Here is a 19594-nt window from a genome sequence, read left to right as displayed (position 1 = left end):
TCCCCTTAGATTTTTTTCAAGAAATCGCCTTTTAAATAAAAAATATCGAAATCAAGATATTTACCGGTGCCAACCTGGTAAAACGGAAAAGATTGTCGCTCTACTTTTAAAATGGATGGGAAATGCTGCCAAAGGACCTAACGGAATTAGACCTGTTACTCGATGATACCTTTCTGCAATATATCCGTCGTAATAACGCCGGAGCTATTGAGCAATGGGAAGCGTATATCGCGCAACATCCTGAAATACAGGAAAAGGTGGCGGCAGCGGTAGCGTTATACTATAACATCAATACCAGCGCCGCAGAAAATGATAAAGCCACACAACGCACGCGCTTACAGGAGGCGGTAAAAGCCACCATAGCTGCACCCGTGCATCGTATCAACTGGCGTGGTTATGCCTGGCGCGCCGCCGCTGTGGTAGCCCTGCTGGGAGGCCTTACCGTACTCTGGAAAATGCGTCAGCCCACACCCGCGCCCGTCACTTACCTCGTGTACTCCAGTGAATGGGGACAACGGAAAATGCTCACGCTGCCAGATGGATCTGCCGTACTCCTTAACGCCAATACCAGCGTCAGGATACCTTCCGATTACAGTCACAAACATCGTCATGTTGAACTGATAAAAGGCGCAGCCCTGTTTGATGTAACGGGTAATACCGATGATCCGTTTGTGGTTACCAGCAAAGAAATACGTACCACCGTACTGGGTACCTCCTTTCTCGTAAAATCATATCCTTACGAGCCACAATCCAGTGTTTCATTGCTCAGCGGCAAGGTGAAAGTAAGTGAAAATAATGGCCGCAGCAGCGCCACTACACTCAGCCCGGGGGAACAGGCCCGTTGGAATGAAGCATCACGGAAAATGACCAAACAATCATTTGATACCATTGCGCTGCATACCTGGAGAACTGGTAAACTGGTATTCAGCAATGCCAGTGTGCGGGAAGTAGTTGATCAACTCGAAAACTGGTATGGAATACCATTCGAAATAAAAGGAAATCTGTTGAATGCCAAACGGTTCTCAGGAGCCTTCGATAATGATAAACTTGAAAAAGTACTGAACATTTTTTGTTTCACTGCCGGATGTGATTTTCAAATACAACCGGATAAAGTAACGATTCAATTTTAATACAAGCGTTTCCACCAAAATCGCTAAATCGGGATCATCACAAGCTGCCGGCGTTTGTGATGACCATATCAACCATTACATTTAAAAACTGACGCATGACTTTTAATTATGCGCGCCTTCGTGCGCTGTTTAGCATTGCTGTTACACGACAGTTCACTTTGTTATTGTTGCTGCTAATGATGAGTATGACATTATTCGGACAGCAGAAAAAAGTAGTTCACTTGCAAAATATTTCTATGCAGGCAGCCATCCGTAAAATTGAAGCTGCTTTCCAGGTGAAGTTCTTTTATGTGGCGGGAACCTTGCCTACCAAATCTATTACACTTCCCGACAAAGAAAGAAGTATTAAAGAATTATTGGCTGACCTGGAAGCCGCTTCCGGACTGGAGTTCAAACTCAGTGGAAATATGATTGGCGTGATGAAACCTGATCAGTCAGGCAAATATTCCGGGCAGCCATCAGATAAGTATTCCGGAGATGCACAATCGAACGTATACGCGTCCCCGCATCGCCCGGCAAGAGGAATTGTTACTGACCGCAAAGGTCAGCCACTTCCTGCAGCCACCATTCGCGACATGATTACCGGGAAAGGCGCTGTAACAGACGCCAATGGTGCATTTGCAATCACCACTGAAGATGGACACCCGGTAACTATTACCACAATTGGTTATCGCCCTAAAACGCTGGCCATTTCCGGCACAGACAATCATATTGTGCTGGAAGAAGATGCTACCAGCCTCGGTAGCGTAGTAGTAATGGGATATAGTAACAAACAGGCTGCAGAACTCACCGGCGCTGTACAAAAAATTTCCGGTAGTCAACTGCGCAGCACTGTTTCCTCTCCTAATATTTTATCCATGCTGAAAGCGAAAACTACCGGTATGTATATCGTAGAACCCAGTGCCAATGCAGGCGCTAAAGGACAGGTATTACTCCGTGGTGTTTCCTCCCTGCCTTCCGGCACCAGCTCTTATTTCGGCCCGTTGATCGTGATAGATGGGGTGATTTCTACTGCCACATCCTTACAGGACGTGGTAAACCCCGCGGATGTTGAAAGCATTACCGTCCTGAAAGATGCGGCTTCTACCGCTATCTACGGTTCCCGTGCAGCACAGGGTGTTATTGTAATCACCACTAAAAGAGGAACCCAAAACAGTGGTGTACACGTAACCCTCGATACCCGCTATGGCGCTATCAAACAAAATCGCGCCATCCATATGATGAATACCACCGAAGCCACTGCTGCAATGGATAAACTGATGCAACGCAAATGGGAAGAAACACCATCGTTGCACACACAATTCCTAACGGCTGCAGACTTTATTAACCAACGCAGAATTTATACGGATGAGGATAAATCAAAAGACTTCAATTGGGAAAAAGCATTATTCAATGATGGCAACTTCTCCGATATCAGCCTGGGCATTACCAGCGGAAACGATAAAACCACTGTATACGCGGGCCTCGACTGGTATAAAGAAAAAGGCATCAACTTTGGAAATACTTTTGACCGTCGTAACCTGCGCCTGAATATTGAACAGCGATTCTCTGAAAAAGTGAGTGGTGGTATCAACACCAGTGCCATCATCGATAAAACCATTGCCCGTACCGGCACGCCCTCATTGTATATGACGCAGCCCTTTGTTACTCCTTACAAAACAGACGGCTCCATGGCAGACAGCATCCCGGTAAAACAATCGAGCAACTTCGGTGTACCTTATACTACCTACGCTCAAAATTTCCTGGGAGAGAAAAAGTTCGATAATACTGCCATTACAGACAATATGCACTTTACCGGCACCGGATGGCTCAGTTATAAAATATTACCCTGGTTAAGTGTTAAAACCACCAATACCATCGATTATATTAATACGCACTATAACGCCTACCTGGATCCACGAAGTTTCTCCGGTAAATATGGTGGCTACCCATATCTCTTTTCACCCGGACAAGCAGGTGTGAATGGAACGCTTTCTATTACAGATGGCCGCTATTACAACTTTACTTCTACCAATACAGTAACTGCTACCAAACAATTCAACGATCATAGCTTTAGCCTCCTGGCCGGAACAGAGTGGGCAAAACGTCACAGCGAAACACAAGCAAACGATTACTTCAATATGTTGCCTGGTGAACGCAATGCAGGCGCTGCTAAAAATATTGGCGACGCTATCAGCTATGTATATGGTACCCCTATCCGTCCCAATGGTACCTACGCAGAGCGGGCCAGCTTTTCCGCCTTTGGGGAGCTGAACTATAATTATTTATCCCGCTACTTCGCTGCCGGATCCTTGCGTACAGATGCCTTTACCAACTTCGGCCGCAATAAAAGATATGGTACTTTCTATGCGCTCAGCGCCGGCTGGATGATCAACAGGGAAGCTTTTCTGGCAGATGTGAAAAACATTGATCAATTAAAGCTACGCGTAGTGCACGGCACCTCCGGAAGAGATGTAGGCGATGGTTACCTGAACCAAACACTCTACGGCAGCCCCAATCCAAATCCATATGATAATATTGGCGGAATAGGCGTGCAAATCACACAACTGGAAAACCCAAATATTAGTTGGGAAACTACGGTGAATAATACCCTCGGCATTGACCTGGGGCTATGGAAACGCGTAGAGGTAAACATCGACCTATATTCCAAACTTAGTAAAAACCTGCTGCAGCAGGTATATGTAAGCTCTGCACAAGGTTCTTTCCTTCAATATCAAAACATAGGAGAAGTACTAAACAAAGGCCTGGAAGTGATGATCAATACAAAGAATATTGATAGTAAAAACTTCACCTGGACCACCAACCTGAACATCAGCTTTAATAAAAACAAGATACAGAAACTTTATAACGACTCCCTGTTGGATAACTACAGCCGGGCGTTCTACCACTATGTGGGAGAAGATATTAACACCATCAGAGCCGTACACTATGCAGGCGTAAATCCTGATAATGGCGCGCCTTTATTCGAGAACTATGATGCCTCCGGGAAGTTGCAAAAAGTAGAAGGAATGGGCAATTACGCAGACCTTCGTAACTTCCGGGTAGTGGGCTCCTCTACTCCGAAATTCTTTGGCGGCTTCACCAATACCTTTACTTATAAACAATTTTCACTTAGTGCAGAAATGTGGTTCCAGGTAGGCAACTACACCCGCATGAGCATTATCAATAACTTCCAGGATCCAACCGCACCTATGGGCGGCAGAAATAACGTCGCCTGGCAGGCATCTCAAAAAATATGGCAACAACCCGGCGACAAAAACGCCAATTACCCGGATGTATATAGTAGTAAAATGAATCAATGGAGAGTATTTAGTACTAATTCCTCCCTGATGTTTGGCAACGCCAGCCATATACGTATGCGCAACATCCGGCTGGGTTATGATCTTTCATCCAGGACATTATCTAAATTCCACGCACAACGTGCAGGCGTTTTCGTGAGTATGGATAATGTATTTGTCATCAAACATAAAGACTACGTAGGTGCTGATCCGGAAGGTGCTACCATCGGCTCCACCAGCTTTGCCGGTGTTGGTATTGACAACGCCAATCCAAGACGTATCACCGCAGGTCTCAACGTAACTTTCTAAACTACTGCCAACATGAACCGGAAAATATTAATCGCATTCTGCAGCATCTTCGCTTTAAGTGCCTGCAATAAACAACTGGACGATCTACGTCCGCATAACGTTACTACCGAACAATTACAATTCTCTACACCGGACGGATTTACCCAGGCCACCCTCACCTTATACCAGATGATTACCACCGGTGTAGGCATGGAAAATGATGCGTTTGGCTATGGCGGTGTTACCATGTTCCTGCCGGAAGCAATGGGTAATAACATCCACTCTTTCGATCCGCTGCTGAGTAAATATGCCGATGCATTTAACTATATCAACTCCGCCGATAAGAATAATAGTTGGACCTACAGTCTCTGGCGGGCAAGCTATTTCACTATTCTTCATACCAACAAACTGCTTGACCATGTAGCAAAAGATGAAAAAAATCCGATCATCCTACAGGCGAAAGCAGAAGCGCTGTTTGTCCGTGCTTTTGTATACTTTAACCTGGTACGCTTCTATGGCAAACCCTACTACCAGGACGCTGCCAACAGTCCGGCCGTAATGCTGATCACCACGGCTAATAACGCCCCTGATTATAAGCCTGCACGCGCCAGTGTAAAAGCGGTGTATGATCAGATCATCAACGACCTGGAAACTGCTATGCCTTTATTTTCACAGAATAAATCCAGTAGCTTCGCCAGCAAACAGGGTGCAGCAGCGTTACTATCGCGTGTATACCTGTATATGGGTGGCACCTTCCAGCAGCCTGCCGCCGCTTTCAATCAAAAAGCAGTGGATAATGCTACGATGGTCATTGGTAGCAATAAATTTACTTTATCACAAAATGCAGCTTATCGCACGTATTACAGCAGCAATAACAAAAACAACCAGGAAGATATTTTTGCCGGCAACATGGACTATGGCAACTCTTCTATTGCCCAGTTATATGCGTATCCAACCCGCATCGGGTACGATGGAGGCTATTACCGTCCTTCTGCGCCGCTGTTGTCGCTGATAGATCCAACAGACCTGCGTTCTTCTCACTATGTGGTAAATATTACACCCGGCATAACCACCGACACCATTGCAACGGTAAAATACATGCTCAATTATACCGCGCTCTTTAGCAAGTCGCCTTTCCGCTACCTGCGACTGGCAGAGGTGTACCTGAATCGTGCAGAAGCCAATGCTAAACTGGGAAATAAAGACGCAGCGCTGGCAGACCTGAACACCATCCGTAATCGGGCAGGACTGCCATCCGTGGACCTTTCCGGCGAAGCACTCTTCAATGAAATACTGCTGCAACGCCGTATAGAACTGGCTTTCGAAGGTCATAATTCCTTCGACTATTTCCGCAACGGTCTACCCATGGTGAGAAACTATGCTTCTATTGGCAGCGGCGCCATGACGATACCAGCTACCAGTCCGAAAATACTGTTGCGCGTACCACAGGAAGAAATTACCCTCAATCCTAATCTTACACAAAATCCATAATAGTATATGAGTAAAATAATCAGCGTACTATCGTTAACGTTAGCCATGTCGCAGTTAGTTACTGCACAGAAAAAATTCAGTATTACCGGCGATGCCGGCAGCAATGCACCCGTTAAATATTACCTGCAGTACAACAACGGGGAAAAGTTTATCACAGATAGTGCTGCCGTAGTAAACGGTAAATTCACGTTTACCGGCACACTGGCACAACCTTCTTCGGGCATGATCTCCGCAGTATTAAGCCGATTCATGACCGGAAATAAAAAGGAACAGGCCTCCCTGTTCCTGGAACCTGTTCCTATGACCGTCAACATACAAAATGGTGATCTTACCACCATTGTACTGAAAGGGTCCGTTACCAATGACCAATACCAAAAACTGGAAGCAGAAAAAGAAGCCGCTACCGTGCAGTATAAACCTTTACTGGAGGCACTCAAAAACGAAAAAGATCATGATAAAGCAGGTGCTATCCGCCAACAACTGGAACCCTATTTCGAAACCCACAGTCAGCTGTCCCGGAAATTTATCCGCGAGCATCACAACGCTTTTCTCAGTGTATACCTGATGCGTTTTGAAGTAGGCAAAATGTCACTGGATTCTGCCAAATACTATTTTTACAGCCTGAGCCCTGCTTTACAAAAAAGCAAGGACGGGATGAAAATCAACAAGGAAATAAAACAACTGGAAGCCGGATCTCCGGGCAGCACTGCATTTAATTTCAGCAAAAAAGATATCAACGACCAACCATTAAAACTCGCTGATTTCCGTGGGAAATATGTGCTGCTCGATTTCTGGGCCAGCTGGTGCGTTCCTTGTCGTGCCGGTAATCCACACTTGCTGGAGTTATACAAGACGTACAAAAATAAAGGACTGGAAATCATCAGCATTTCCGATGATGACCGCAACCACGACGCCTGGAAAAAAGCCGTGGAAAAAGATGGGATAGGTGTATGGAAACATATACTGCGGGGATTGGATATGGATAAAATAATGAAAGGTGCTGATAATCCCAACGATGTCAGCGAACATTATGGCATTCATTCCTTACCCACTCAAATCCTGGTGGATCCCAAAGGTGTGATTGTAGCCCGTTTTGGCGGTGGTGGTGAAGACCATACTGCACTGGACAGCAAACTGGCAGAAGTCCTGAAATAAGGGACTTACAATAAAGCTGAAAGCATAAAGCGGAAAGCAAAAAGCTATTGAAGCGATTAATAGGAGCGAGTATTAAAAATTTATTGATCCGCTCTGATTAATCGCTTCAATAGCTTTTTGCTTTCCGCTTTATGCTTTCAGCTCTATAAAAATCTTGGTACACACAAAGATTTTATAAATGCCCTGCAACCAATTTTGCATCATAAACGTGCAAATATGAAGCAATCCCGAACAATCAATGTCTTGTCCCGCATATACCTGTTCCTTTCTGCGGGAAGCTTTTTTATGGTGAGTATGATGGGCTTTTTCAGTCCGCAGGCGGTAATGGACCTGGTACAGGTGAAGCTGCCTAACAATGACGCTTTTAGTTCCATCAGGGGTGTATACGGTGGTGTAGGACTTACGATCACTGTTATGCTGGTACGCTGGGCTATCAAGGATATACAGCAGGGTGTTACTTTTTTATGCTGGCTTTGGGGACTATATGCCTTGTCCCGTATCATTACATGGGCTATAGAAGGGCCGCTGGGGGCATTTGGTACACAATGGCTGGTGATTGAAAGTGTGTTTTTTATAATGGGCGCTTTGCTGTGGCTGCGTTTGCAGAAAGCTGGTTTCTCAAAAATATAGTGGTAGTTTTAATGGAACAGGGGCTTCTTCTTTTACAGAAGGAGTCCCTTGATATTAACTGCTTTTCTTCAATGCCTGCCCATAAACTTCCAATGCGCGCTTCCGCGCTACTTCATGCGATACAATGGGTTTTACATAATCAAACGATTCAAACTCCGGTACCCATTTGCGGATATACTGCAAATCCTTATCAAATTTCTGTGTTTGCAGGGTAGGATTAAACACCCGGAAATAAGGCGCCGCATCACAACCTGAACCAGCCGCCCATTGCCATCCGCCATTGTTGGCAGCCAGATCATAGTCGAGTAATTTGGCAGCAAAATAAGCTTCTCCCCAGCGCCAGTCTATCAATAAATGTTTCGTTAAAAAACTGGCTGTAATCATCCGCACACGATTGTGCATATAACCAGTAGCATTTAATTCCCGCATTCCGGCATCTACAATGGGGTAGCCGGTTTCACCCTTGCACCAGCGCTCAAACTCTGCCTGGTTGTTACGCCATGCAATTTTATCATATTCCCGCTTAAAAGAATGTCCCACTACATGCGGAAAATGCCAGAGGATCATCTGGTAAAACTCCCGCCATACCAGCTCTTTGGAAAAAGTGGCATTCAACTGCATGGCATGTTGCATCAATTCACGAATACTGATGGTACCAAAACGTAAATGAACACCCAGCCGTGAAGTACCATTCACCGCAGGGAAATCGCGGGTGGTATCGTAATGTTGCAGCAATGCCTCCGGTAGTTCTTTTGAAGGAAATTGTGCTGCGCCGGTTTTAAACCCCATGGTATGCAGGGAGGGAATATTCAACCTCGACTGCTGATACAATTGTTTGAAATATTTTTTACAGGGATATGGTTTGAGATGAAAATCCGTCACAGTATCATACCATCGTTTACTGTACGGTGTAAAAATCGTATATGGATCCCCGTTATCTTTCAATACTTCATTTTTTTCCAGTATCACCTGGTCTTTATAAGTATGAAAAGAAGCGCCTTTTTCGGCAACTTGCTTACTGATAGCCGCATCCCGGTCAATAGCATAGGGCTCGTAATCATGATTGGCATATACCGATGCTACATTGTATTTTGACATCCAATGTGAAAATGCAGCTTCCGGTGTGCCATAAAACACTTCCATTGTGCTGCCATAAGCTTTCAACTGCTGCTGCATTTCTTCTAATGCTGCATGGATAAATATCATGCGCTGATCCTGTTTGTCTTCCAGGTCATCCAGGATATTGGTGTCAAAAACAAATACCGGTACTACCGGTAACCCTGCGCGTAACGCATAATAAAAAGCGGCCTGGTCATCCAGCCGCAGATCGCGGCGAAACCAACAAAGACTAACGTGCTGTTCCATGCTAATGATTATTTTTTTAGCGGCCACCATTACAATACCCGCTGCTTTCTTTAACAGTTAAAAGCTAACGGCTAACAGTTCATGTAAAATAGCAGCGGTGGCATTGCCGTAACTGCTATCACGGAAAAGGCCCACCCAGCGAATGCCATAGATCGCATTCGTTAAAAAGATTTCATCCGCATTCTCGAGGTCATCAATATCAAGTGGTCTTTCTTCCACTTTAAAAGGAAGTTCTGCTTTCAGTAAATACTTCCGCATTACACCACAAACGCCACCTTCAGAAAGTGGCGGCGTATATATTTTTTTGTCCCTTACTATAAACAAATTAGCGATGGTACTATCTGCCACACGACCATATTGATTCATTAAAATCGCTTCATTCAGCCGGTGCTGTTTAGCATACATTGCGGCCATTACATAAGGTAAACAGTTATTGGATTTGATAGAAGATAATTTGTCACAGCTTTTTTTTACATCCGGAAAAACATCGATCACTAAACCGTTCTCGTTTAATTCCAAAACTGTTTTGCTGAGCTCCCAACATTGAATGATATAGTTGGGTAAATTATTCACCGGATCATACAACCCGCCATCAGAGCGGAAGATAGCCAACCGCACCCGGGCCAGGTGTGATACATTATTTTTGTTGCAGAGATCCACAATCTGCTTTATAAAAAATGCTTTGGTAAAATGAGAGGGAATATCGAAGTGCAGCAAATGTAAGCTGGCCAGCAATCTTTCAAAATGCAGGTCTGCCATCAGTACGTGCCCCTGGTATACTTTCAGGGTCTCAAAAAATCCATCCCCGTATCGGAAAGAGCGATTATCGGCAGTAAAAATCGGGTCAGCCGCAGGAATGTATTTACCATTGTAACAAAGAAATCCAACTTGCACCTCGAACTATTTTAGCAAGATGAAAGGTACCACTTATTTGGGGATTTGCGAAGTTTGGGATTTCCGGATTTTGTTTCAAAGTGGTATGTATTGTTGAAACAAATATCTGATTTTAAAGCCATCCGGAAATCCCTTTTTAAAATTATTTACGCTTTTGCAAGCCGCCGAAACGCACCCCCACAAAGCCATCTACCTGATGAGAAGAACCCAGCAATGCAGTTAATACACTACCGGAACCAACAAATAATGGTCCTACACGGAAGCTGGCACCAGCGTTCAGCTTCGACAATTCATTGTAGCTGACAGGCAGGAAGAAACCGAATATCCGGCCATCATAACGGGGAGTAATGCTAAAGCCGTTAAAATATTGCGCATTGTAAGGCTTGTTTTTACCACCTGCCAACGACAACTGTACATCCATGTTTACATAGAAAGCATCGCGGATGTGATAGTCGCCGTTCACCTGTAAAGTAGTTGGCAAACTCACGGAATAGGAAGAGCTATTATTATCCGCTGCTGGTGTAAAGTACTGAGGATATTTACCTAACTCCGTTTTATAGTTATCTATTTTAACATCTTCCAGGTTTTTCATAGAAAACTGCTGACCGGCAGGAATACCAATAGTAAAGGTGCCGCTACGGGTTACATCACGCTCATACCTGATTTTACCAATATCCATCAGGGAAACACCTATACGGAATTTATACTTGTTGACGCCATTAAGCTCACTCTCCGGACGATACTCATATACCGCACCTAATTCAGCACCCACACCATGGCCGGTAAATTTAAGCACATCTGCGGCGTCAAAATCAGAGATGTTGAAACCTGCGAAGTTCATTCCCACTTTTCCGGAAGCATTAGTCAGATAAACATCCTGCCTGACCTTATCTACATTCATAGTACCATGCAGGTGATCTACATTGATGGTACCATTACCTGCACCGGAAAGGTATTTCAGGCTCACCCCTGCTTTCAGGTAGTGAGGTCCCATGCTCAATACCTCACGGGCTACTGATACGCCATATTCCGCCCATCCATTCACGCTTACACGCATATTGCTGTTGGAAGCAATGTTGTAAGGCAAGTCTGCATCAGACGACCCGTTATTGATGATTTTATCGGTGAATTTGCCATCCAGGTCAGTAACGTTAGCGACTACACGTACGCGGGAAGTGACGGCAAAAGCAAACCTGCCTACGTTGAACATGGCAGAGGGAGCTATTACACCTACATTTACGAGCGCTTTGGTTAATCCTTTGCCTTGTCCGAAAAACTGGTTCTTCAGCGTATCTTCATTAAAAGCTGATCCGATATCTCCCAGCTTATATTTGAATTGGTTGTTGGATACGCTGGCATTTACACCAAATAAATTTACGTCCCAACGGTAACGGCTATCCGCAATATTGGCGGGGTTGGAGAAAACGGCAGTTACGCCTGCATAACTACTGGTACGGAAGCCCGCAAAATCCTGGGCATAAGTGGTGGCGCAGCATGACAATAGAAGGAATGTAAAAATCTTTTTCATAGTGTGACTATTGTAGGTTAGGTATAAATATGGCAAAAATATAAACATTAAAATTTATTCTATAGTATATGCACGACTATTTGTAAAAATAAAAATGCCCCCGCTTTTGAAGAGCAGGGGCACGTGTACGTATATACATTAGTTACCTTATCAGATTTTCATCTCCGGAATATCTCCTTCAATGATTATTCTACCAGCTGTTTTAGCACGGATTTCGTCCACGCTAACACCGGGCGCACGCTCCAGCAGCTTAAAGCCATCGGGCGTAACATCTAATACGGCCAGCTCTGTCACAATCTTTTTCACACAGTTAACACCGGTCAGCGGCAGGGTACACTGCGGCAGCAATTTACTTTCTCCCTTAGGATTGGTATGCATCATGGCCACAATGATATTACGTGCAGACGCCACGAGGTCCATGGCACCTCCCATTCCTTTTACCATTTTACCGGGAATTTTCCAGTTGGCAATATCTCCTTTATCAGAAACTTCCATAGCACCTAATACAGTGAGATCTACTTTTCCGGCGCGGATCATACCGAAGCTTTCGGAAGAATCAAAGAAACTTCCCCCAGGCAGCAACGTCACCGTTTCTTTACCCGCATTGATTAAATCAGCGTCAACATCTTCTGTAACAGGATAAGGGCCCATGCCCAGTATCCCGTTTTCAGACTGCAGCATTATAGAAATACCGGCAGGGATATAGTTGGAAACGAGGGTAGGAATACCAATACCCAGGTTTACATACATACCATCCTGCAGCTCCTGTGCTATTCTTTTGGCGATGCCATATTTATCGAGCGACATTATGTAAAATTTGAAGCGTGGAAAATGTGAACACTAGATCTTCACCGTGCGGCGTTCGATCCGTTTTTCATAATTACTACCCTGGAAAATGCGGTGCACATATATGCCCGGTACATGAATCTGGTCAGGATCCAGTTCTCCCGGCTGTACCAGATGCTCTACTTCTGCAATGGTAATATTCCCAGCCCTGGCCATAGAAGAGCTGAAATTCCGCGTCGTTTTGCGAAAAACGAGGTTACCCAGGGTATCACCCTTCCAGGCTTTTACAATGGCGTAATCGGCGTGTAACGCCATTTCCATCAGGTGAGGCTTGCCATTAAATTCACGGACTTCTTTTCCTTCTGCGATTTCAGTACCGTAGCCGGCAGGTGTGAAAAAAGCAGGAATACCCATACCCGCCATCTGGATGCGGGTAGCAAGGGTGCCTTGCGGAATCAGGTCTACCTCCAGTTCTCCTGCTAATAATTGTCTTTCAAATTCGGCGTTTTCGCCTACATAGGATGACATCATTTTCCTGATTTGCCGCGTTTTCAGCAACAATCCCAGGCCGAAATCATCTACTCCTGCATTATTCGAAATACAGGTCAGTTCTTTTACTCCTTTTTTTACCAGGGCAGCAATACAGTTTTCCGGAATACCACACAATCCAAATCCTCCCAGCATCAGTACCGCTCCATCCCGGATATCTTGTAAGGCTTCGTCGGCATTAGCGATTACTTTGTTCATGTTTTGGTGTTTTATAGATTAAGACTGCCGCTTAACAAAAGGCCGGATAGTATCGATCCTCGGCAGTAACAGCACGCTGTCGGCATAAGGGAAAATGGTTCTCAGGCGATAACGCACTGGCGCATTTTCCTCTATTGGGTTACCCAGACGCTGCTTCTTGGCGGCAACATTGGCTTGCGCCATTTGCAGTACTTCTTTTAACCGGCTGGGATGACTTTCATAATATCGGTAGCTCTCCATAAATTCCTTCACACTTACTTTATGGATGTCCAGGATCTGCTTGTAATAAATCTTTACCTTTTCCTGTCTGACAGAATCATAATTGGGAGAATAACTACCCGCCTGGTACTCACTACTATAGGCATCTGCAATCGACATATCTTCCAGGATATTACTCATTTTTTCTTTAGAGATATATTGACCCGGCACCTTGTCCCCATCACCGCAGGCGAACAAAAACAATACGATCAAAGTCAGGGCGGTGTATTTCGTCATTAACTTATTCATTATAGCTTATAGCTGTTTATTTCATCTGTTGATACTTCTGTGCATTCGGTACATCCATCTGTGACAGCAGTTCCGCGGCACGGCTTTTTTCCTGTGGCATAGCCTTGGAAAATATTTTCAGTAACTCTCCTCCTTTGGCGCTGAAGAATGCCTGCATCAGCATAGAATTCGGAATATCCTGGTGAATGGAATAGAGCATATTCAGGCAGTTCAGCACTACGCCACGGCCTTTGTTCACATCATCATACATTACATCCAGGCCATCCCGGTGATATTGATACATCACATCATGGAACTGCAGGAATTTCGCATTCAGGAGATTATCCTGCAACCAGTAGCGGTTACGGTTTCCTTCGAAGGCTTTCCAGCCGGAAATGTCTTTCCCATCCGGTGCATTGTTAACGATATTCAGTGCTTTCTTGAAATACAAATCACCACCGCGTGGAGAAAAAGAATCATAATCCAGGCCGAGGATGATATTTACATAGTACGCAAGAATAGCCGTGAGATTGGATGCCAGCGGATCATTGCCTACAATACGCGTATCGCTGTATTCCAACTGTTGAAATTCTGCATAGCGGAAAAGCACATTGTTATCCTGTATATTCAGCAGGCTGGTAACATAGCTGCTGTTATACACCGGCCGTGTGGCCTGTATGGTCAGTGAAGCTTTGTAGGTATCCGAGCCGGCAGTACCGGTTATATTCAGTAAAAAATTGCATTCTATCCTTTCTGCCGGGGTGAAGGCATCATTGGCCCAGTGCCGGTTGTTGAGGAATTCGCGGATGGAATTCTGCAGGGTGGTAAATATCTTTTTATCTACTCCTTGTACCTGGGCAGCCACCACAGATACATTGGCCCTGATTTCCTGGGCCTGAACGGGACGGCAGCAGAATAATACAAATGCGCCTGCCATGAGCAGGAAGAACGGGAAACGGTTATGCATGTTGCAGTTCAATTATAGCAGAAACAATATCCTGTGCCACGGCCTGTTTTGATTTCAGCGGGAAACTACGTTCATTCCCGGATTTGTCAAACAGCGTTACTTTGTTGGTATCATAGTTAAACCCGGCGCCTGCATCCGCGAGCGAATTCATTACAATCATGTCCAGGTGCTTCTCCCGCAGTTTTTTGAGGGCATATTCCTTTTCATTGTTCGTTTCCAGGGAAAAGCCGATCAGCAGTTGCTGTGGGCCTTTGGTATCGCCTAATGAGCGGAGTATGTCGGGTGTTTTTTCGAGATCTATGTGTAGCTGGGCTTCTCCTTTCTTAATTTTTTTATCGGCCACATTCGCCGGGCGGTAATCGGCTACAGCGGCGGCAGCCACCACAATATTGGCAGTTGGATAAAGCGCGGTTACCCGGTCAAACATTTCCTGTGCAGTTTGTATGCGGGTGGTGGTTACGCCGGTATGGGAGGTTTGCTGGGAAGTGGGACCCAGTACCAGTTGTACATTGGCGCCGGCATCTGCCAGGGCTTCTGCAATGGCAATACCCATTTTCCCACTGGAATGGTTGCTGATGTATCTTACCGGATCTATATGTTCAATAGTAGGTCCTGCAGTAACAATAGCTGTTTTTCCGGTAAGCGGCTTATTTTGTGGGTTTGCCTTCGGCAGATGGGTTTGCAGCCAGGCTACTATTTGCTCGGGTTCTGCCATACGACCTTCTCCGAAAAGGCCACTGGCCAATTCCCCGGAGCCAATGGGTATTTGCTGATGACCATAGGAGATCAGTTTTTCCACATTGTGGCGGGTAGCCGGGTGATGCCACATGTCTTCATCCATGGCGGGGGCAAATACCACCGGGCAGGTAGCCGAGAGGTATACGGCGAGGAGCAGGTTATCACAGTGTCCCTGCGCCATTTTAGCGATGGTATTGGCAGAAGCGGGAGCAATCACCATGATGTCTGCCCAGCGGCCCAGCATTACGTGATTATTCCAGCTGCTATGGTCGCTGATATTCATCGGCACCTCGTTTTTAGAGAGGGTGGCGAGGGTAAGGGGGGTGATGAAATCGGCTGCGGCGGGGGTCATGATTACCTTTACTTCTGCGCCTTCCTTTACCAGCAGGCGAATCAGGGTAGCCGATTTATAGGCGGCAATACTGCCGGATACCCCCAGCAGGATTTTCTTTCCTTGTAGCATTTTGATAGCGTCCATGGACATATATAAAAACAAAAGCGGCAGAAATCATTCTGCCGCCATGAAATTAATATTTTTATTTTTCGCAATCGCGCACCTCACAAAATAATGTGTGGCGGATTAGCTAAACAAATCGTCATCGTTCTTGCGGAAATAAATTTTGTTGTCCAGGAATTCCTGTGTAGCCTGGATTGCTGGATTTGCCAGTCTTTCATAAAAACGGGAAATCTCAATCTGCTCCTTGTTCTCGTGCACTTCTTCGAGGTTGTCAGTATGACTGGCAAACTCTTCCAGTTTGGAATGGAGCTCCTCTTTCACGGAAATATTGATCTGATTGGCGCGTTTGGCTATCACGGCAATAGACTCATATAAATTACCAGTTCTGTTCTTAATGTCGGTAGTATTTTTGGTTTCTACCCAGGGATTAAGGCTACTGGTTAGACTTCGCTTTAATTTGCTCATTATCCAGTGTTTTAATGTTGTTTTGCGCTAAGGTATAAAATTTTTCGGCATCAACCTTCAATTTGCTGTTCGGGTAGTGATCCGCGAAATCCAGGTATTCGTCTAAAACGGTGGCGTAGCGCTCCTTTTGTTTCTCCGGAATACTGTTTTTAGCATAATTATAATAAGATCTGATGGCCATTACTTTGTATCCATCGCTTTTATCAGAGTCGGGGTAGTTGCGCATCAGGTTTTTGAAGGCAATACCGGCGGCTTTGAAGAAGCCCAGGTTATAATACAGTTCGGCGCTGTTAAATTCTTTCTTTTCCAGCTTACGGCGGCACAACTCAATAACCAGGTTGGCTTCCGACACTTTTTCAGCGGTTGGATAGTTGTTGATGAAGGTTTGCATGGCAGCAATGGCCTTCATGGTATTAGACTGATCCAGGGATACTTTCGGGGATTGCTTATAGTAGCAGTAGGCCTGCATATAGTCAATCTCCACGGCTCTTGGGCTGTTAGGAAACAGGTCCAGGTAATTCTTAAACTGGAATGCCGCCTGAACGTAGTCTTTTACGTAATAAGAGCAGTATGCGAAATTATAATACATTGGCTCAAACTTGTCTGTACCCTTATACACCTGTACCAGGTCGGTATACAGTGTTATTGCTGTATTGTATTTTTTCTTTTTAAACAGCTGGTTGGCGTAATCCAGCTTCTTTTCAAAGTTGTTGCTTTTCTCTATTCTACGCAACTGGTTATTACAGGAGGTAGCTATGATTGCCGCAAGAACAGTGATGTACAATAAAAATTTCCGCATAAAAGAGTGGCAAAATTAAGAATTAAATGTAAATGTAAGGCAGAGAGATGTTGATTGCTGTTAAAATTTTGCAAAAGAGGGAATTAAATCGCTGAAAGCGAGGTTTTTCATGGCCACCGGAGTTGCTGACATTTTTCCACCTGGTTGTGGAAAATTAACTTTCTAACACAAAAATGGGGGCGAAAAAGATTCAAATTAGAAAAAAAACGAACGCATAAATAAAAAAACGAATCATTTTCCCACCCGGCCCTCCTTTCCGGAATAACCCGTCCGACAGGCAACTCACACGATATAAACATCTAAACGGACAATATAAACATGTTATCCACATGTAAAATTTAAGAATGCACAGAAATGGTGCATAAACGAAGGTAGATGGCCTCCTATGCAGGCAATCCCATCTGTGGAAAAAATTTATAAAGCATTTTTTCGTTAAAAAGTGGGAAAAAGTGTTATTTTGTGTTAGAAAATGGATTTTCAAGGACTTTGCCCCATGGTATGACAGGATTTCTCGGTGAATATGAATCGACGCTGGACGCAAAAGGACGCTTTCTGTTACCTGCTGGTTTTAAAAAGCAGTTATCAGACGGGGCCGGAGGACAGTTTGTGATTAACCGAGGGTTTGAAAAATGCTTGTCCCTGTATCCCATGAATGAATGGCAGCCAATTTTTGAACGTATCAGCAAGTTGAATGACTTTGACCCAAAAGTAAGGGAATTCAGGCGGTACTTTTTGAACGGGGCCACTATTCTGGAGTTAGACAGTGCAGGAAGACTGTTGGTACCAAAAAACCTGCTGTCTTACGCCAATCTGGAAAAAGATATTGTGCTGGCAGCAGCATCCAATAAAATCGAGATCTGGGATAAAGCTAAATACCAGGAGTTCTTTGAAAATTTCTCACCAGGAGCGTTCAGTGATCTGGCACAACAGGTAATGGGAGGAGGAGATAACAATATTTCAATTTAAAGAGGGGAGCACATGGGCGAACAACAATATCATTTACCCGTTCTGCTACAGGAAACAACGGAACTGCTACAGATTAACCCGGAAGGGATTTATGTAGATGCGACGTTTGGAGGTGGAGGACATTCACGCGCCATACTGGAGAAACTGGGTGAAAAAGGGCGGCTGATAGTATTTGATCAGGATGAAGATGCTTACCGTAACAGGATCATAGACGAACGCGTAACTTTTGTACAACAAAACTTCCGTCACCTGCAACGCTTTTTAAAATTACATAAAGCCGAACAGGTAGATGGATTACTGGCAGATCTGGGCGTATCATCGCACCAGTTTGACACCGCCGAAAGAGGATTCAGCATTCGCTTTGATGGCGATCTGGACATGCGAATGGACACGAGAACCGAATTTACCGCCGCACAATTGCTGGCTACTTGGGGAGAAGCAAGGTTACAACTGATTTTCCAGGAATATGGGGAAGTCACTAATGCCAAAACCCTCGCACAAACAATTGTAAAGCAACGTAAAACACACCCCCTGCGCACCATCGCAGAATTTAAATCCGTGATCCAGCCCATCGTAAAAGGCAATCCGCAAAAATACCTGGCTCAGGTTTTCCAGGCTTTGCGCATCGCGGTAAATGATGAACTGGGCGCTCTGAAAGATTTACTGGAGCAAGCTACCAACGTACTTAAACCGGGAGGCAAACTCGCCATCATTACCTTCCACTCGCTGGAAGACAGGATGGTGAAAAATTTTATGAAGACAGGAAGGTTCGAAGAAGCACCCGAAGATCCGTTTGCGAAAGAAACACCCCCTAAATTGTTCAGATTAATCACAAAAAAACCGGTTACCGCCAGCGATGCAGAATTAAAGCTCAATGGGAGATCCAGAAGTGCAAAACTGCGGGTGGCCGAAAAACTAGCGTGACGCGACTTTAAACCGCGCACCACATCCTACCCTATCCTATTTACACATCTGTTTGATTTGCGTTCAGGTTTATATTGTCAATTTTTTAAAAAGGCATAGAGCGTGTTGCAGGAAGAAACTATAGAAACAAACCAGGAAATCCCGGCGGAAGAAACCAATAGCCTTCCCCCGGAACAACGAAAAGAATGGCGGTTGCGCATCAACTACAGAGCGTTGGTACAAAACATGCCCTTCATCGGCTTCTTAGCTGTCCTGGCCCTGATCTATATCGCTAATAGTCACCTCGCCGAAAAAAAAATCAGACGTATCAACAAACTTGGAAAAGAAATAAAAGAGCTGAAGTGGGAGTACATCAATGTGAAAAGTGAGCTCATGTTTCGCAGCAAAATGAGTGAAGTCAGCAAATCTGTTGAGCCGCTGGGCCTTAAACAACTCAGCTCCCCTCCACAAAAGATTGTGCTGAAAAAGGAAGCAGAAAAATGATTTTAATACTGATGCCT

At 44.9% G+C, this 19594-nt stretch carries 18 protein-coding genes; 8 read left to right on the top strand and 10 right to left on the bottom strand.

What is annotated here, in order from left to right:
• Window positions 1-122 precede the first annotated feature (122 nt).
• From J7623_RS17780 to J7623_RS17760, 5 genes are all read left to right on the top strand, one after another.
• Window positions 123-1130 (top strand): FecR domain-containing protein, encoded by a 1008-nt coding sequence (locus J7623_RS17780; RefSeq protein ID WP_291922798.1) that lies wholly within the window; start codon window positions 123-125, stop codon window positions 1128-1130.
• A 95-nt stretch (window positions 1131-1225) separates the two neighbouring features.
• Window positions 1226-4717 carry a SusC/RagA family TonB-linked outer membrane protein gene (locus J7623_RS17775; RefSeq protein WP_291922796.1) on the top strand — a complete coding sequence of 1164 codons (3492 nt, stop codon included), beginning with the start codon at window positions 1226-1228 and terminating at the stop codon, window positions 4715-4717.
• A gap of 12 nt (window positions 4718-4729) precedes the next feature.
• Complete coding sequence (locus J7623_RS17770; RefSeq protein WP_291922794.1) at window positions 4730-6187, top strand: RagB/SusD family nutrient uptake outer membrane protein; 1458 nt, start codon at window positions 4730-4732, stop codon at window positions 6185-6187.
• Between the two features lie 6 nt (window positions 6188-6193).
• On the top strand, window positions 6194-7342 hold the full coding sequence (locus tag J7623_RS17765) for a TlpA disulfide reductase family protein (RefSeq protein ID WP_291922792.1): 1149 nt from the start codon (window positions 6194-6196) through the stop codon (window positions 7340-7342).
• 216 nt (window positions 7343-7558) lie between these two features.
• Window positions 7559-7972 (top strand): DUF4345 domain-containing protein, encoded by a 414-nt coding sequence (locus tag J7623_RS17760; RefSeq protein ID WP_291922790.1) that lies wholly within the window; start codon window positions 7559-7561, stop codon window positions 7970-7972.
• 54 nt (window positions 7973-8026) lie between these two features.
• On the opposite strand, the gene J7623_RS17755 is transcribed toward J7623_RS17760, so the two are convergent.
• The 10 genes from J7623_RS17755 to bamD form a co-directional block, all read right to left on the bottom strand.
• Window positions 8027-9337 (bottom strand): deoxyribodipyrimidine photo-lyase, encoded by a 1311-nt coding sequence (locus J7623_RS17755; RefSeq protein ID WP_291922788.1) that lies wholly within the window; start codon window positions 9335-9337, stop codon window positions 8027-8029.
• A 57-nt stretch (window positions 9338-9394) separates the two neighbouring features.
• Window positions 9395-10231 carry an aminotransferase class IV gene (locus J7623_RS17750; protein WP_291922786.1) on the bottom strand — a complete coding sequence of 279 codons (837 nt, stop codon included), beginning with the start codon at window positions 10229-10231 and terminating at the stop codon, window positions 9395-9397.
• A 142-nt stretch (window positions 10232-10373) separates the two neighbouring features.
• On the bottom strand, window positions 10374-11759 hold the full coding sequence (locus J7623_RS17745; protein ID WP_291922784.1) for a DUF5723 family protein: 1386 nt from the start codon (window positions 11757-11759) through the stop codon (window positions 10374-10376).
• 150 nt (window positions 11760-11909) lie between these two features.
• Window positions 11910-12566, bottom strand: a complete 657-nt coding sequence (locus tag J7623_RS17740) for a 3-oxoacid CoA-transferase subunit B (protein WP_291922782.1) — start codon at window positions 12564-12566, stop codon at window positions 11910-11912.
• Window positions 12567-12599: 33 nt separating this feature from the next.
• Window positions 12600-13292, bottom strand: a complete 693-nt coding sequence (locus J7623_RS17735) for a CoA transferase subunit A (protein WP_291922779.1) — start codon at window positions 13290-13292, stop codon at window positions 12600-12602.
• A gap of 18 nt (window positions 13293-13310) precedes the next feature.
• Complete coding sequence (locus J7623_RS17730; RefSeq protein ID WP_291922777.1) at window positions 13311-13799, bottom strand: DUF4296 domain-containing protein; 489 nt, start codon at window positions 13797-13799, stop codon at window positions 13311-13313.
• Window positions 13800-13815: 16 nt separating this feature from the next.
• Complete coding sequence (locus tag J7623_RS17725; RefSeq protein WP_291922774.1) at window positions 13816-14745, bottom strand: DUF4835 family protein; 930 nt, start codon at window positions 14743-14745, stop codon at window positions 13816-13818.
• Window positions 14738-15961 (bottom strand): bifunctional phosphopantothenoylcysteine decarboxylase/phosphopantothenate--cysteine ligase CoaBC, encoded by a 1224-nt coding sequence (gene coaBC / locus J7623_RS17720; protein WP_291922772.1) that lies wholly within the window; start codon window positions 15959-15961, stop codon window positions 14738-14740. Before coaBC ends, J7623_RS17725 begins: the two co-directional genes overlap by 8 nt.
• Window positions 15962-16063: 102 nt before the next feature.
• Entirely contained in the window at window positions 16064-16405 is a 342-nt protein-coding gene (locus tag J7623_RS17715; RefSeq protein WP_142683742.1) for a DNA-directed RNA polymerase subunit omega, read from the bottom strand.
• Window positions 16374-17204: an outer membrane protein assembly factor BamD gene (bamD, locus tag J7623_RS17710; RefSeq protein ID WP_291922768.1), complete on the bottom strand. Its 831-nt coding sequence runs from the start codon at window positions 17202-17204 to the stop codon at window positions 16374-16376. The genes J7623_RS17715 and bamD overlap by 32 nt, the downstream gene beginning before the upstream one ends.
• Before the next feature lie 498 nt (window positions 17205-17702).
• Between bamD and mraZ the strand changes: the two genes are divergently transcribed.
• The 3 genes from mraZ to J7623_RS17695 all read left to right on the top strand — a co-directional run bounded on the left by mraZ (window position 17703) and on the right by J7623_RS17695 (window position 19577).
• Entirely contained in the window at window positions 17703-18170 is a 468-nt protein-coding gene (mraZ, locus tag J7623_RS17705; RefSeq protein ID WP_291922766.1) for a division/cell wall cluster transcriptional repressor MraZ, read from the top strand.
• 12 nt (window positions 18171-18182) lie between these two features.
• Entirely contained in the window at window positions 18183-19094 is a 912-nt protein-coding gene (rsmH, locus tag J7623_RS17700) for a 16S rRNA (cytosine(1402)-N(4))-methyltransferase RsmH (protein WP_291922764.1), read from the top strand.
• A gap of 102 nt (window positions 19095-19196) precedes the next feature.
• A complete protein-coding gene (locus tag J7623_RS17695; protein WP_291922762.1) occupies window positions 19197-19577 on the top strand; it encodes an FtsL-like putative cell division protein in 381 nt (126 codons plus the stop codon).
• The last annotated feature ends 17 nt before the right edge of the window (window positions 19578-19594 follow it).

It is taken from the genome of Chitinophaga sp. (assembly GCF_017745275.1).
In the GTDB taxonomy this organism is placed as follows: Bacteria; Bacteroidota; Bacteroidia; order Chitinophagales; family Chitinophagaceae; genus Chitinophaga.
Note: the sequence above shows the minus strand (reverse complement) of the source record. Positions and strands in the feature narration are given on the sequence as shown.

Bases quoted from the DNA above. Each gene is read 5' to 3' on its own strand.
- J7623_RS17780 (WP_291922798.1), top strand. From the start codon at position 123: ATGCTGCCAAAGGACCTAACGGAATTAGACCTGTTACTCGATGATACC.
- J7623_RS17775 (WP_291922796.1), top strand. From the start codon at position 1,226: ATGACTTTTAATTATGCGCGCCTTCGTGCGCTGTTTAGCATTGCTGTT.
- J7623_RS17770 (WP_291922794.1), top strand. From the start codon at position 4,730: ATGAACCGGAAAATATTAATCGCATTCTGCAGCATCTTCGCTTTAAGT.
- J7623_RS17765 (WP_291922792.1), top strand. From the start codon at position 6,194: ATGAGTAAAATAATCAGCGTACTATCGTTAACGTTAGCCATGTCGCAG.
- J7623_RS17760 (WP_291922790.1), top strand. From the start codon at position 7,559: ATGAAGCAATCCCGAACAATCAATGTCTTGTCCCGCATATACCTGTTC.
- J7623_RS17755 (WP_291922788.1), bottom strand. From the start codon at position 9,337: ATGGAACAGCACGTTAGTCTTTGTTGGTTTCGCCGCGATCTGCGGCTG.
- J7623_RS17745 (WP_291922784.1), bottom strand. From the start codon at position 11,759: ATGAAAAAGATTTTTACATTCCTTCTATTGTCATGCTGCGCCACCACT.
- J7623_RS17740 (WP_291922782.1), bottom strand. From the start codon at position 12,566: ATGTCGCTCGATAAATATGGCATCGCCAAAAGAATAGCACAGGAGCTG.
- J7623_RS17735 (WP_291922779.1), bottom strand. From the start codon at position 13,292: ATGAACAAAGTAATCGCTAATGCCGACGAAGCCTTACAAGATATCCGG.
- J7623_RS17730 (WP_291922777.1), bottom strand. From the start codon at position 13,799: ATGAATAAGTTAATGACGAAATACACCGCCCTGACTTTGATCGTATTG.
- J7623_RS17725 (WP_291922774.1), bottom strand. From the start codon at position 14,745: ATGCATAACCGTTTCCCGTTCTTCCTGCTCATGGCAGGCGCATTTGTA.
- coaBC (WP_291922772.1), bottom strand. From the start codon at position 15,961: ATGGACGCTATCAAAATGCTACAAGGAAAGAAAATCCTGCTGGGGGTA.
- J7623_RS17715 (WP_142683742.1), bottom strand. From the start codon at position 16,405: ATGAGCAAATTAAAGCGAAGTCTAACCAGTAGCCTTAATCCCTGGGTA.
- bamD (WP_291922768.1), bottom strand. From the start codon at position 17,204: ATGCGGAAATTTTTATTGTACATCACTGTTCTTGCGGCAATCATAGCT.
- mraZ (WP_291922766.1), top strand. From the start codon at position 17,703: ATGACAGGATTTCTCGGTGAATATGAATCGACGCTGGACGCAAAAGGA.
- rsmH (WP_291922764.1), top strand. From the start codon at position 18,183: ATGGGCGAACAACAATATCATTTACCCGTTCTGCTACAGGAAACAACG.